Raw genomic sequence first — 15,310 nt, 5'->3', positions numbered from 1 at the left:
GTCAGCGACTCCAGTTGCCGATATCGCTCGCCTGCCCTTCACCCCCGATCACGCCGTCGGAACCCAGCGACACAATGTCGTAGTCCCCGTCGATCGATCGCACCCCGGGATTGAGGTACTGATACGGCGTGCCCCACGGATCGACGGGCAGGCTTTTCAGGTAACCCTGAGGGTTCCAGTTGCGTGCGGCCGGGAGCCCGGAAGGGCGCTTGGTCAGGGCTTCCAGACCTTGTTGCGTCGAGGGGTAGGCAAAGTTGTCCAGGCGATACATTTCCAGCGCGGTGGCGATGGCCTGTATGTCGATTTTGGCGGCGGTGACTTTGGCCTGATCGGGTCGGCTCATGAACTGCGGCACCACGATCGCCCCCAGCACACCGATGATGACGACCACCACCATGATTTCAATCAGGGTGAAACCGCGCTGGGCGGAGGAGGAGTTTTTGCGTAAGGGTTGCATGGTTCAATTCACCAATTGGTTGAGGCTGAGAATCGGTAGCAGGATGGCCATGACGATCAGCAGCACGACGCCGCCCATCACCACCAGCATGGCGGGCTCAAAGAGGCTGACGACCAGTGCGATACGCGCCGCCAGGCTGCTTTCCTGTTGATCCGCGGCACGGGCGAGCATGCGATCGAGTTCGCCGGCGCGTTCACCGCTGGCAATCATGTGCAGCATCATCGGCGGGATATCGCCGCTCAATTCGAGGCCGCGAGTCAGGGTTCCGCCTTCACGGACCGAGCGGGCGACATCGACCATGCGGGCGCGAATGGTCAGGTTGCCGATGACCGCAGCGGCGATTTCCAACGCGTCCACCAAGGGCACCGCGCTCTTGCCGAGGATCGCTAACGTGCTGGCAAACCTCGCGGCTTCCATCGCACGCCATACTTCGCCCATGACCGGCAGGTGCAAGGCCAGCCGATGCCAGCGCAGGCGCCATGAGTGCTGACGCAGGCTCCAGCGCCACAGGCTGATGAGTGTTGCCAGCAGCGCCAGCAGCAGCAGAAAGTGGTTGCGCAGCCCGTTGCTCACGGCGATCAACGCTTGGGTCAGCCAGGGCAATGGCTGCCCGCTGTCGACGAAAATTTTCACGACGTCGGGCACGACAAAACCCAGCAGAAAGCCGACGATCGCCACACTGGCCAGCATCAAAATGAGCGGGTAGACAAGGGCCATCTGGATTTTTTGGCGCGAGGCCTGACGGGTCTGGGTGTAAGCCGCCAGTTGCTCCAGCACGTGGCCGAGGTGCCCGGAACGTTCACCAGCGGCCACGGTGGCCCGGAACAATTCGGGAAACGCCCGGGGAAACATCCCCAACGCTGCCGCCAAGGCATGCCCTTCCATCACCCGGCTTCTGACGGCGGACAGCAGACCGGCCACCTTTCGCTTGGCGCTCTGCTTCGCCACCGCCTCGAGCGCTTCCTCCAGGGGCAAGCCGGCCTGGACCAGCGTCGACAACTGCAAGGTCAGCAGCGCTAGTTCAGCCGCACTCAAACGCCCCCCGCGCGGCTTTACACCTCCGTCGCTGCCGGAACGGGTCTCGGTCAACTCAAGTGGCCACAACCCACGCTCACGCAACAATTGTCGGGCATGACGCGCGCCATCGGCTTCCAGTCGACCTTTACAACTGCGGCCATGGGCATCGTGGGCGCGGTAATCGAACGTCGGCATGTGCTAATCCTCCTGCGTTACACGCAACAACTCATCGAGACTGGTCAAACCGTCCAGTACCCGCTGGCGACCGTCCTGAAACAGGCTGCGCGAGTGCTTGCGGGTTGCCTCGGTCAAGGCCTGTTCACTGCTGCCTTGATGGATCAGTGCGGACACTTCGGGTGTGATGCTGATCAGTTCGTAAATGCCGACCCGACCGCGATACCCGCGCTGACACTGTTCACAGCCTTCGGCCCTGAAGAGTTGCTGCGAGGTTTCGGGGTCGATCCCCAAACGCACACAGGTCGCCGCATCAGCGAGGTACAGCACCTTGCAATGGGGACACAACGTACGCACCAGGCGCTGGGCCAAAACCCCCACCAGCGACGACGCCAACAGGTAGGTGTCGACGCCCATGTCCACCAGCCGGGTTACCGCACCGACCGCGCTGTTGGTGTGCAATGTCGAGAGCACCAGGTGACCGGTCAGTGAGGCCTGAACGGCAATCTCCGCCGTCTCGCGGTCGCGAATTTCGCCGACCATCACCACGTCCGGGTCTTGACGCAGGATCGCCCTCAAGCCTCGGGCGAAGGTCATGTCCACCTTCGGGTTGACCGGCATCTGCCCTACCCCCGGCAGGTGATACTCGATGGGGTCTTCGACCGTGAGAATGTTGCGGGTCTGGTCATTCAGACTGCTGAGCGCGGCATACAAACTAGTGGTCTTGCCCGAGCCGGTGGGGCCGGTCACCAGCAGGATGCCGTGGGGCCTGGCCAACAATTGGCGCAGGGTCGCGAGGGTATCGTCCGGCATTCCCAGGCGTTGCAACTGCAGGCGTCCTGCCTGTTTGTCGAGCAGGCGCAACACCACTCTTTCGCCGTGGGCCGAGGGCAATGTCGAGACCCGCACATCGACTTCATGCCCCGCCAGGCGCAATGCGATACGGCCATCTTGAGGGACGCGTTTTTCGGCGATGTCCAGGCGCGCCATGACCTTGATTCGCGACACCAACAGGGTCGCCAGCTCACGCCGGGGACGAAGCATTTCGCGCAGTTGCCCATCAACACGCATGCGCACCGACAGGTACTGCTCGAAGGTTTCCAGGTGCACATCAGATGCCTGCTCGCGCACCGCTTCGCTGAGCAATGCATTGATCAGCCGGATGATCGGCGCATCACCTTGCTGCTCCAGCAGGTCGGCGGTTTGCGGGACTTGATCGACCAGGCTGAGCAGGTCCAGTTCGTCGTCCAGCCCTTGGGCGACCTGCTCCGCAGCGCTCTGACCTTCGCGGTAGGCCGATGCCAGGCGCAAGGCGAAAACATCCGCATCGAGAATTCGAAACGACAGGTCCTGACCGCACATCCTGCGAGCTTCTGCCAGCGCCGTCAGCGGCGTGTCGGCCCGCAGTGCCAGGCTCGGCTTCGGACCTTCACGCTCCAGTAGCACACCAAAACGCCGCGCGAAGCCGAAGGGCAATTGCTCGTAACCTTCTTTTACGGGCTTATCGTTCAAGGACGCACCGGCGCTTGCTTGCGCAAATCAATCACCGGCGTATCGCTCACCGGCTCGAACAACTGACGCGAATCCGCCGGCAGCAGCAATGAGTTATTGCCCTGCGCGCCAGACTTGCTCAGGTCGTGCAGCGCGTTGTAACGCTGCTGGCTGACCTCCGACAGATCCTCCTTGCTGCGCACAATGGTCGGGCGCAAAAAGACCATCAGATTGCTTTTGCTCTGAGTGTCTTTTTTCCAGCGAAACAGCGCGCCGAGGTAAGGGATATCACGCAGCAATGGCACGCCGCTCTGCTGAGTGCGGACGCTGTCCCTGATCAGGCCACCGATGACGATGATCTCGCCATCGTCGGCCAGGATGGTGCTCTTGAGCGCGCGTTTGTTGGTTATCAGATCAGAGGAATCGACGCCCGATACTGAGGGCGCGATGTCGGACACTTCCTGCTCGACCTCAAGACGCAACGTCGAGCCTTCGTTGATGTAGGGCTTGATCTTCAGGCTGATGCCCACGTCCTTGCGCTCGACCGTGGTGAACGGATTATCCGCACCGCTGCTATTGGTGGCATAGGAACCGGTTTTGAACGGCACGTTCTGGCCGACGATGATTTCTGCCTGCTGATTGTCCAGCGTCAGCAGACTCGGCGTGGACAGCAAGTTGCTGCGGGTATTGCTTGCCAGCGCTGAAATCAACGCACCGAAGCGGTCGCTGCCCAACTGCAGAATGGCGCCTTCCGGTGCGCTCTTAATCTCGTCGAATCTCAGTCCACCGACGATCGGGATGTCGGTACCGGGGAAGTTCAGGAAACCCTTCGCGTCACCGGTGTTGATGCCCCACTGGACACCCACGGCCTCGGCCATGTCGCCAGAAATTTCCACAATCGCAGCATGAATCAGCACCTGTGCTCTGGGCTGATCCAACTGACGCACAATGTTTTCGATGGTGCGGATCTGCGCCGGCTCGGCAATCAGCACCAATGCATTCTGGCTTTCATCTGCCTTGATGATGAACCCGTGGCCAGAGGCCTGTTCCTTCGCCCCTCCCATTGTCTGGGTCGGCTTTCTGCCCTGGCCCATCGTCTCAAGGACTTCGGCCAGTTGCTTGGCATCGCTGTAGCGCAGGCGAATGACTCGGGCGTTGTCGAGGTTCGCGGTAGCCGGTGTATCCAGGCTGCGCGCCAGGTCGACCAGACGCTGGCGGACCGTCGGCGGACCGACGAGGATCAAACGGTTGGTCCGCGTGTCAGCAATGACCTGAATGGCGGTATCGGCATTGCGTTTACCCAGCGTCGCTTCCATCACCGGCGCCACGTCAGCCGCCTGGGCGTGACGTAACTGCACGACGGCATGCTGTGTGTTCTGGCCAGCGTCCAACTGCCGGACGAGCTGGGCAACACGCTGCACGTTGGCGGCCGCGTCGGTCACCACCAGGGCGTTGGCCGACACCGACGGGCCGACGTAGCCATTGGCCGAAATCAATGGCCGCATCAGCCCGGCAATGTCGGCGGCGTTGCTGGTATCCAGTTCGATGACCTGGGTGACAAATTGCGAGGCTGTAGCGTTCTTCGCCACGCCTTGGCCGGCACGGGTTTTGGCTTCGGTCACCGGCGTGATCAGTATCCGGTCGCCCTCGTCGATCACCGTGAAGTTATGCGCATCCAGCACCGAGTAGAACAAGCGACGGACACCCTCGCGATCAAGGGCCTGACGGGACATGACGGTAATGCGCCCAGTGACTCTGGGATCAAGCACTACGGTGGTTCCGAGAATGGTGGAAATCTCCTCGACGATGTCCCGCAGCTCGGCATTGTTCATTGCCAGCTGCCATTTTTCGTCTTCGGCTTGAAGCGTGCCGGGCTCGTTCGCCGACACTAAAAGGACGAGAAGAAGCAGGACGCGAAACGCCCGCGCACGGAAGAAGCTGTTCATGAAATGATCACTCTGACGGCCCGAGAAACGGACGTAGAAAACGCGAAGAAGCGGCTGCTGCATTGGGGGCGGCGGGCGATTCAAGCCTGCGCAGAAAACGTTCGGCAGATGGCTGCAAGGTCAGCAGTTCTTCGCGCCCCTTGTTCCACAACACGACCTGGTTGGGTTCGACACGGCGCAGCACGCTGCCACCCGGTAATTGTTCTCCCACCTGGTACATGCGCGAGCCTTGAGCGTCGGCGAGCAGCGCCCTCGACACACCCGACGCGACGACAAAACTGGCCTGCAAGCTCAAGGATTCAGCACTTGGCAACCGCGTCGCTTCATCCACCAGGCCAAACACCGTAGCAACTGCCGTCGTATCAAGATTCTCACGGGAAGGCGCGGCGATTGGCGCGACCACGGAATGCGCCACAGAAGCGAGGTTTTCGCGCCAGAGCCACTCTTGCCAAGCGAGAAATGTCCCGTAGCTGACGGGTATCAGCAACAACAACCCCTTGGTCAAGGCGCTCCCAGTGAGCTGTTTCAGGAAACGCTTCATGGCAACTTCACTCGAGGTGCTCATTTCGGCGCTTGCTGCAAAAAGACATCCGTCTGAGTACGCGGTGGTTGCATACCTCATGGACGATCACTGCACCGACATGCAGTGCGACAAGCAAAGACAGCAGGCCACATGCCCAAATATGGATCGTGAAGTACAACTGGATAAATGCTGGTTGGGTCAGTGGCTGAGCAATCTCGACGACCCCAAATACATCGATCGGGCGATCCATCATCAAAACGCCGGTGACCAACACAACGCTCACGGTGATGTAGATCGAGAGGTGGGCAAGCAGCACACGTCCTTCGACCCTCGATAGATGGATGACACCCCTAAGTTTGGTGTGAGAGATAAAAGCGAAGAGACGCCAAATGAAAAAAGGAATGAACACCGTGGTCAGAGAAACGTTGAAGAACGCAACCGTCTGTTTGAGCTGCGCGGGCACTTGAACGCTGGCCACGTAAAACCCCGAGGCCAGGGTCCAGATAATGACAACCGCCGACAACCAATGCAGCCAAACTCGTTGTCTGGAGTAACCCGAAACCGTCATCTTCAAACTCGATTCAATAGAGGCACAAGTCTTCAGGCGATCGGACAACGATCGCCTGAAGCGTCACCTGAGGGGCTTAGAGTTTGTCCCACGCCATGTGCCAGTGAGCACCGACACCCGGCTCGAAGCCGTTAGCGGTCGGGCTGTACTGCTTGCAGTAACCGGACTCCGGGAACGGCTTGCACTCGAAGACTTCATCGGTTTTGGGCTGCAGTACCTTGGTGCCGGCGGTGTAGTCGCTTACGCCTTCAGGGAACACGAAGTCATATTCGACGCCTGCGCCTTCACCCGTCATGTTGGTTGGCTGCGTATCCTGGCGAGTCGTGCGGCCATCCAGTGTGGTGCCGACGAGCGTCAACGTGTGCGCGCCCGGGTTGCTGCGAACATCCATGGAGAGCGACGCAAGTCCGCTATCCACTTGGCCCGAGGTAGTGCCGACCGGCTTGTTGTTCTGATCGAACAGGGTCGCTTCGACGTTCATTTTTCGATTGGAAATGATGCTGAAGTCGACCTTGGCACGACCTTTATCCAGTACGTACTCCGCTTGCTGCGAAGCCACCGACAGGCGAGCCGCAGCGTCTTCTTTCATGTCCAGCTGCACTTCGTAACGGGTGATTCCGCTTTCCTTTTGCGCGTACAGGCGGTTGTTACCCTTCACCGGTTCGACGTTGCCGTTCTCATCACGAACGCCAGCACGGACAAGGGTATGGGTCGCATTGATTTTTTCGGCCAGCTTGAAGGCCCAGTTGTTCGGCGAACCTTCCTCGACGTTGTCGATGGATATTTCGACGCTGTATTGCGGGCTTTCACCATTGGCCGAGAACGCGCGAGCTTTGACCTTGTCACCGACCAGCAATGCGGTCGACGGCGCGATGCCACCCACGGCGGACCAGCCACCGGGCAGCGATGCCTCGGCCAGAATGTTCACATCGGCCACGTTGTAAAAGGCCGCATCGGTATCGCCGACTGTCCAGATCGCCAGGATGACATGCTGACCGGACTTGTCTTCAGGAAGGGTGCAGCTGTGCTTGGCACCGGAAACGGGTTTCTGGTTGCCGCCATCGATAGTGCAGAACGGCGTGCTTTCGAAGGTGGCGCGTTTGAGCGACTCATTCGGGTTCCAGCCGTTGCGGGTGATGAAATATTCGTGCTTGGTCGCAGGGTGAACGGCGGTGTATTGCCATTCGAAATTGATGTTGCGGTCTTTGATTTCGGTCAGCTGCCAGCGCGTCGCGGACTGAGCGTCCAGAGCGGAGAATGACGAGTGGCCGCCACTGGCGATCTTGCCATCGACCGGTCCTTGCAATGGAGCACCGCCGACGCCAGCCGGGAAGCCCTTGAAGGTTTCACCCACGCTTTGCGGTTCGTATTGCGCGTTCCCGCAGTGGGTGTTCACGCCTTTTTGGCACAGCAGTGCCCGCGAAGGCGGCACGTCCAGATAGCCGTGGGCAGAAACGGTTTGCGAAGCGAACATTGCCGATAACAGGATCATTGAAGAAGTGCAGGCGGCTAACGCACTTCTCTTTTCGAAGTTGTTTTTCATGATGGATTCCAGACTGCTTATCGAAATACAGACGCTCGGAAAAGCGCCAATGGGTGCGATATCACCGGGTGCATAACGCACCCGACGAGGGGCTGGAACCTTACGGGGATAGCGGCAATTTCTATGTAGGAGTAATCGCTTTCAAAAGCAGGAATGGTCTTTGTAATGATCTCTCTGTCAGCCGATAAAAATGTTCCTACGGACAAGCACGCGCCTTACGACAGTCATTTCAACAGGCATAAAAAAAGCCTGCCGGGAACGCGTCCCGGCAGGCTTCAAATACTTCAGTAGCCGTTACTCGTGATACTGCGCCGACAACTCATGCACTGCGCGCAGGAACGCGCCGGCGTGCTCTGGATTGACTTCCGGTGTGATGCCATGGCCGAGGTTGAATACATGACCGCTGCCCTTGCCGTAGCTGGCGAGGATGCGCCCGACTTCGGTACGAATGACTTCCGGTTTGGCGTAGAGCACGGTTGGGTCCATGTTGCCTTGCAGGGCGACTTTGCTGCCGACGCGATCACGGGCGCTGCCGATGTCGCAGGTCCAATCCAGCCCCAGCGCATCCGCACCAGCGTCGGCGATACTTTCCAGCCACAAACCGCCGCCCTTGGTGAACAGGATCACCGGAACCTTGCGGCCTTCGTGTTCGCGGATCAGGCCGCTGACGATCTTTTTCATGTAGGCCAGGGAGAATTCCTGGTACGCCGCCGCCGAGAGGCTGCCGCCCCAGCTATCGAAAATCTGCACGGCTTGCGCACCGGCCATGATCTGGCCGTTGAGGTAGCTGGTGACCGTCTGCGCGAGTTTGTCCAGCAACAGGTGCAAGGCTTGCGGGTTGTCGTAGAGCATGGTTTTGGTCTTGCGGTAGTCTTTCGACGAGCCGCCTTCAACCATGTAGGTCGCCAGGGTCCATGGGCTGCCGGAGAAGCCGATCAACGGCACACGACCGTTCAATTCACGGCGGATGGTGCTGACAGCATCCATGACGTAGCCGAGGTCTTTGTGCGGATCAGGAATCGGCAAGGCTTCGATGTCGGCCAAGGTACTGACCACTTTCTTGAAGCGCGGACCTTCACCGGTCTCGAAGTACAGGCCTTGGCCCATCGCGTCGGGAATGGTCAGGATGTCGGAGAAGAGAATCGCCGCGTCCAGTTGCGGATAGCGGTCGAGCGGTTGCAGGGTGACTTCGCAAGCGAACTCCGGATTCATGCACAGGCTCATGAAGTCGCCGGCCTTGGCACGGCTGGCGCGGTATTCCGGCAGGTAGCGACCGGCCTGACGCATCATCCACACGGGCGTGACGTCTACGGGTTGCTTGAGCAGGGCACGAAGGAAACGGTCGTTCTTCAGGGCAGTCATGTCGGCATCCGGAAAAAAAGTGCGGGCATTTTCTCAGAGCGCGACGCAAAAGGCACGGTTGCAGGTCAGCCTTTTGTCTATCGGGTCAATTTGTCGCGGGGGAATGCGGTTTTCGCAACACCGCGAAACAACTGTAGGAGTGAGCCTGCTCGCGATGGCGGAGTATCAGTCATTGCATCTGGTGACTGATTCACCGCTATCGCGAGCAGGCTCACTCCTACAAGGTTTTTTGTCGCGGAGTCAGACGCCCAGGTAATCCAGGATCCCTTCAGCGGCATTGCGGCCTTCGAAGATCGCCGTTACCACCAGGTCAGACCCGCGAACCATATCGCCACCGGCGAAGATTTTCGGGTTGCTGGTCTGGTGCTTGTACTGACCTTGTTCCGGCGCCACAACACGGCCCTGGCTGTCGGTCTGGATGCTGTGCTGTTCGAACCACGACGCCGGGCTTGGGCGGAAACCGAAAGCGATGACCACGGCGTCGGCCGGGATGATCTCTTCGGAACCCGGGATCGGCTCGGGGCTGCGACGGCCACGGGCATCCGGTTCGCCGAGACGGGTCTCGACCACTTTCACGCCTTCGACGCGGTCTTCGCCGACGATCGCGATTGGCTGGCGGTTGTAGAGGAATTTCACGCCTTCTTCCTTGGCGTTCTTCACCTCTTTGCGCGAGCCCGGCATGTTGGCTTCGTCGCGACGATAGGCGCAGGTCACCGATTTGGCGCCCTGACGAATCGACGTACGGTTGCAGTCCATCGCCGTGTCACCACCGCCCAGCACCACCACCTTCTTGCCTTTCATGTCGACGAAATCTTCCGGCGACTTTTCAAAGCCCAGGTTTCGATTGACGTTGGCGATCAGGAAATCGAGCGCGTCATGCACACCCGGAAGGTCCTCACCGGCAAAACCGCCCTTCATGTAGGTGTAGGTGCCCATGCCCATGAACACGGCATCGTACTCTTCGAGCAGTTGCTCGACGGTCACGTCCTTGCCCACTTCGGTGTTCAGGCGAAACTCGATGCCCATGCCGGTGAAGACTTCGCGACGATTGCTCAGCACAGTCTTTTCCAGCTTGAACTCGGGAATGCCGAAGGTCAGCAGACCGCCGATTTCCGGGTTCTTGTCGAACACCACCGGGGTCACGCCGCCGCGCACCAGCACGTCGGCACAGCCCAGACCAGCCGGGCCCGCGCCGATGATGGCAACGCGCTTGCCGGTCGGTTTGACCTTGGACATGTCCGGGCGCCAGCCCATGGCAAAAGCGGTATCGGTGATGTACTTCTCGACCGATCCGATGGTCACCGCGCCAAAACCGTCGTTCAGGGTGCAGGCACCCTCGCACAGACGATCCTGCGGGCACACCCGGCCGCACACTTCCGGCAGGGTGTTGGTCTGGTGCGACAGCTCGGCGGCCTGAAGGATGTTGCCCTCGGCCACCAGTTTCAGCCAGTTTGGAATGAAGTTGTGCACCGGGCACTTCCATTCGCAATACGGGTTACCGCAACCCAGGCAGCGGTGGGCCTGATCGGCCGAATGCTGGGGTTTGAAGGGCTCGTAGATCTCCACGAACTCTTTCTTGCGTTGACGCAACAGTTTCTTCTTCGGATCTTTGCGCCCGACCTCGATGAACTGGAAGTCGTTATTCAGACGTTCAGCCATTGTTAAAACCTCATCAAACTCTTCAGGCGCATATCACTGCGGGTTGGCACGGGTGCTGGAAAGCAACGATTTCAGGTTGGCAGCCTTGGGCTTGACCAGCCAGAAACGGCGCAGATAGTCATCGAGGTTTTCAGCGAGGTTACGACCCCATTCGCTGTCGGTTTCCGCGACGTATTCGTCCAGCACGCGCTGCAGGTGGCTGCGATAGGCTTCCATCGCTTCGCCGCTGATCCGCTGGATTTCCACCAGTTCGTGGTTGACCCGGTCAACGAAGGTGTTGTCCTGGTCGAGCACGTAGGCGAAACCGCCGGTCATGCCTGAGCCGAAGTTGTAACCGGTCTTGCCCAGGACGCAGACGAAACCACCGGTCATGTACTCGCAGCAGTGATCACCCGTGCCTTCTACCACGGTGTGAGCACCGGAGTTACGCACCGCGAAACGCTCGCCCGCGGTACCGGCGGCGAACAGCTTGCCGCCCGTGGCGCCGTAGAGGCAGGTGTTGCCGATGATGGCACTGTCCTGAGTCTTGTAGATGCTGCCCTTGGGCGGAACGATGACCAGTTTGCCGCCGGTCATGCCTTTGCCGACGTAGTCGTTGGCGTCGCCTTCCAGGTACATGTTCAGGCCGCCGGCGTTCCACACACCGAAGCTCTGACCAGCCGTCCCTTTGAAGCGGAAGGTGATCGGCGCGTTCGCCATGCCTTGGTTGCCGTGCTTGCGAGCGATTTCACCGGAGATCCGCGCGCCGATCGAACGGTCGCAGTTGCAGATATCCAGTGCGAAATCGGCACCGCTCATGTCGTTGATAGCCGAAGTGGCCATATCGACCATTTTCTCGGCCAGCAAACCTTTGTCGAACGGCGGGTTGCGGTCGACCTGGCAGAACTGTGGCTTGTCTGCCGGGATGTGATCGCTGCCGAGCAACGGAGTCAAATCAAGGTGCTGCTGCTTGGCGGTCTGGCCTTCGAGGATGTCCAGCAGATCGGTACGGCCGATCAGCTCTTCGAGGGAACGCACGCCCAGCTTGGCCAGCCACTCGCGGGTTTCTTCGGCGACATAGGTGAAGAAGTTCACCACCATGTCGACGGTGCCGATGTAGTGATCCTTGCGCAGCTTCTCGTTCTGGGTCGCGACGCCGGTGGCGCAGTTGTTCAGGTGGCAGATACGCAGGTATTTGCAGCCCAGCGCGATCATTGGCGCGGTGCCGAAACCGAAGCTTTCAGCGCCGAGAATGGCCGCCTTTATAACGTCGAGGCCGGTTTTCAGGCCGCCGTCAGTTTGCACCCGGACTTTGCCGCGCAGGTCGTTGCCACGCAGGGTCTGGTGGGTTTCGGCCAAGCCGAGTTCCCACGGTGCGCCCGCGTATTTGATCGAGGTCAGCGGCGATGCACCGGTGCCGCCGTCGTAGCCGGAGATGGTGATCAAGTCCGCGTAGGCCTTGGCCACACCGGCGGCGATGGTGCCGACGCCCGCTTCTGCTACCAGCTTCACCGAGACCAGGGCCTTCGGGTTGACTTGTTTCAGGTCGAAAATCAGTTGCGACAAATCTTCGATCGAATAGATGTCGTGGTGCGGCGGCGGCGAAATCAGCGTCACACCTGGTACTGCGTAGCGCAGCTTGGCGATCAGACCGTTCACTTTACCGCCTGGCAGCTGACCACCTTCGCCGGGCTTGGCACCCTGAGCGACTTTGATCTGCAGCACTTCAGCGTTGACCAGGTATTCCGGGGTCACACCGAAACGGCCGGTTGCCACTTGCTTGATTTTCGAGCTTTTGATGGTGCCGTAACGGGCTGGGTCTTCGCCGCCTTCGCCGGAGTTGGAACGCGCACCAAGGCGGTTCATGGCTTCGGCCAGGGCTTCGTGAGCTTCCGGCGACAAGGCGCCCAGGGAGATGCCCGCGGAGTCAAAGCGCTTGAGCACTGATTCCAACGGTTCGATCTCGCTGATGTCCAGCGGCGTGTCCAGGGTTTTGACCTTGAACATGTCGCGGATCATCGACACTGGTCGGTTGTCCACCAGCGACGTGTATTCCTTGAACTTGCTGTAGTCGCCCTGCTGCACTGCGGCTTGCAGGGTGTTGACCACGTCCGGGTTGTACGCGTGATACTCGCCACCGTGGACGAACTTCAGCAAACCGCCCTGCTGGATAGGCTTGCGCGGGCTCCAGGCTTCGGCGGCCAGGGCTTTCTGCTCGGCTTCGATGTCGACGAAACGTGCACCTTTGATGCGGCTCGGCACGCCACGGAAGCTCAGGTCACACACTTCCTCGGACAGACCGATGGCTTCGAACAACTGCGCACCACGGTACGAAGTGATGGTCGAGATGCCCATCTTCGACAGGATCTTGAGCAGGCCTTTGGTGATGCCTTTGCGGTAGTTCTTGAACACCTCATAGAGGTCGCCCAGCACTTCACCGGTACGGATCAGGTCGCCCAAGACTTCATACGCGAGGAATGGGTAAACGGCAGAGGCGCCGAAACCGATCAACACGGCGAAGTGATGCGGATCACGTGCAGTCGCGGTTTCCACGAGGATGTTGGAGTCGCAACGCAGGCCTTTTTCGGTCAGGCGGTGGTGCACCGCACCAGTGGCGAGCGAAGCGTGGATCGGCAATTTACCTGGACCGATGTGACGGTCACTCAGCACAACCTGGGTACGACCGGCACGAACAGCTTCTTCAGCCTGATCGGCAACGTTGCGGATCGCCGCTTCGAGGCCGACGCTCTCGTCGTAGTTGAGGTCGATGATCTGGCGTTCGAAGCCCGGACGATCGAGGTTCATCAGCGAGCGCCACTTGGCCGGGGAAATGACCGGCGAGCTGAGGATCACGCGCGAGGCGTGTTCCGGCGACTCCTGGAAGATGTTGCGCTCGGCACCGAGGCAGATCTCCAGCGACATGACGATGGCTTCACGCAGCGGATCGATCGGCGGGTTGGTGACCTGCGCGAACTGCTGGCGGAAATAGTCGTACGGCGTGCGCACGCGCTGGGACAGCACGGCCATCGGCGTATCGTCGCCCATGGAGCCCACGGCTTCGTAGCCTTGCTCGCCCAGCGGACGCAGCACCTGATCGCGCTCTTCGAACGTGACCTGGTACATCTTCATGTATTGCTTGAGCTGATCAACGTCGTAGAACGCCGAACCGTGGTCGTTGTCTTCCATGGTCGCCTGGATGCGCAGGGCGTTCTTGCGCAGCCATTGCTTGTACGGATGACGGGACTTCAAGCGGTTGTCGATGGCGTCGGTGTCGAGGATCTGACCGGTTTCGGTGTCCACGGCAAAAATCTGACCCGGGCCCACGCGACCCTTGGCGATCACGTCTTCAGGCTGGTAGTTCCAGACACCGATTTCCGAGGCCAGGGTGATGAAACCGTTTTTGGTGGTGACCCAACGCGCCGGGCGCAGACCGTTACGGTCGAGCAGGCACACCGCGTAACGACCGTCGGTCATTACCACGCCGGCCGGGCCGTCCCACGGCTCCATGTGCATCGAGTTGTACTCGTAGAACGCACGCAGATCCGGGTCCATGGTTTCGACGTTCTGCCACGCAGGCGGAATGATCATCCGCACGCCACGGAACAGGTCGATGCCACCGGTAACCATCAGCTCCAGCATGTTGTCCATGCTCGAGGAGTCGGAACCGACGCGGTTGACCAGCGGGCCGAGCTCTTCGAGGTCAGGCATCAGGTCGTTGGCGAACTTGGTACGACGGGCCACAGCCCAGTTGCGGTTGCCGGTGATGGTGTTGATCTCGCCGTTGTGCGCCAGGAAGCGGAACGGTTGAGCCAGTGGCCATTTCGGCAGGGTGTTGGTGGAGAAGCGCTGGTGAAACACGCAGATCGCGGTTTGCAGGCGCTGGTCGCTCAGGTCCGGATAGAAGGCGGTGAGATCCGCCGGCATCATCAGGCCTTTATAAATGATGGTCTTGTGGGAAAAGCTGCAGATGTAGTGATCGCTGTCAGCGGCATTGGCCACCGACGAACGACGACGGGAACTGAACAGCTTGATCGCCATGTCCTGATCGCTCAGGCCTTCACCGCCGATGAACACTTGTTCGATCTGCGGCAAACGCTCCAGCGCCAGACGGCCGAGCACGCTGGTGTCGATTGGCACTTTGCGCCAGCCGATCAGCTGCAGGCCAGCGGCCAGGATCTCGCGGTTCATGTTTTCGCGAGCGGCCTCGGCTTTCACCGGGTCCTGGTTGAAGAACACCATGCCCACGGCATATTGCTTGGGCATTTCGACGCCGAACGTCTCCTGGGCGATGGCTCGCAGGAATACATCCGGCTTTTGAATCAGCAGACCGCAACCGTCACCGGTTTTGCCGTCGGCATTGATCCCACCGCGGTGGGTCATGCAGGTCAGGGCCTCGATGGCCGTTTGCAAAAGGGTATGACTGGGCTCGCCCTGCATATGGGCTATCAGGCCGAAACCGCAGTTATCCTTGAATTCATCTGGTTGGTACAGACCTGCTTTCATAGACACTTTCTCACCAGGCTGCCTCTTTACGAGGCAAATTTCTTTTCAATTCAACCACTTACCATCCGCGCCGAACGTACGCCAGCTT

General features: G+C 59.9%; 10 protein-coding genes. All 10 read right to left on the bottom strand.

Annotation, left to right across the window (positions count from 1 at the left end; all coding sequences use genetic code 11):
- Position 1: 1 nt before the first annotated feature.
- On the bottom strand, positions 2-457 hold the full coding sequence (gene gspG / locus AC3ZVB_RS06640) for a type II secretion system major pseudopilin GspG (RefSeq protein WP_162439912.1): 456 nt from the start codon (positions 455-457) through the stop codon (positions 2-4).
- A gap of 3 nt (positions 458-460) precedes the next feature.
- The gene (gene gspF / locus AC3ZVB_RS06635; RefSeq protein ID WP_490146114.1) at positions 461-1,669 is read right to left on the bottom strand and encodes a type II secretion system inner membrane protein GspF; all 1,209 of its coding nucleotides are present in this window, start codon (positions 1,667-1,669) and stop codon (positions 461-463) included.
- A 3-nt stretch (positions 1,670-1,672) separates the two neighbouring features.
- The gene (gspE, locus tag AC3ZVB_RS06630; RefSeq protein ID WP_490146113.1) at positions 1,673-3,160 is read right to left on the bottom strand and encodes a type II secretion system ATPase GspE; all 1,488 of its coding nucleotides are present in this window, start codon (positions 3,158-3,160) and stop codon (positions 1,673-1,675) included.
- Positions 3,157-5,085, bottom strand: coding sequence for a type II secretion system secretin GspD (gene gspD / locus AC3ZVB_RS06625; RefSeq protein ID WP_490146112.1), 1,929 nt, complete (start codon positions 5,083-5,085; stop codon positions 3,157-3,159). Before gspD ends, gspE begins: the two co-directional genes overlap by 4 nt.
- A gap of 7 nt (positions 5,086-5,092) precedes the next feature.
- Positions 5,093-5,626 (bottom strand): type II secretion system protein N, encoded by a 534-nt coding sequence (locus tag AC3ZVB_RS06620; RefSeq protein ID WP_162439922.1) that lies wholly within the window; start codon positions 5,624-5,626, stop codon positions 5,093-5,095.
- 7 nt (positions 5,627-5,633) lie between these two features.
- Complete coding sequence (locus AC3ZVB_RS06615) at positions 5,634-6,224, bottom strand: cytochrome b (RefSeq protein WP_490146111.1); 591 nt, start codon at positions 6,222-6,224, stop codon at positions 5,634-5,636.
- Between the two features lie 28 nt (positions 6,225-6,252).
- Complete coding sequence (gbpA, locus tag AC3ZVB_RS06610; RefSeq protein WP_162439916.1) at positions 6,253-7,719, bottom strand: N-acetylglucosamine-binding protein GbpA; 1,467 nt, start codon at positions 7,717-7,719, stop codon at positions 6,253-6,255.
- A 294-nt stretch (positions 7,720-8,013) separates the two neighbouring features.
- Positions 8,014-9,081, bottom strand: a complete 1,068-nt coding sequence (hemE, locus tag AC3ZVB_RS06605) for a uroporphyrinogen decarboxylase (RefSeq protein ID WP_162439917.1) — start codon at positions 9,079-9,081, stop codon at positions 8,014-8,016.
- A gap of 240 nt (positions 9,082-9,321) precedes the next feature.
- Positions 9,322-10,740: an FAD-dependent oxidoreductase gene (locus AC3ZVB_RS06600; protein ID WP_045061932.1), complete on the bottom strand. Its 1,419-nt coding sequence runs from the start codon at positions 10,738-10,740 to the stop codon at positions 9,322-9,324.
- 33 nt (positions 10,741-10,773) lie between these two features.
- The gene (gene gltB, locus AC3ZVB_RS06595; protein ID WP_162439918.1) at positions 10,774-15,222 is read right to left on the bottom strand and encodes a glutamate synthase large subunit; all 4,449 of its coding nucleotides are present in this window, start codon (positions 15,220-15,222) and stop codon (positions 10,774-10,776) included.
- Positions 15,223-15,310 lie beyond the last annotated feature (88 nt).

This window comes from Pseudomonas sp. MDV22-iso1 (assembly GCF_058145095.1).
This window is presented reverse-complemented; position numbering and strand designations above follow the sequence as displayed.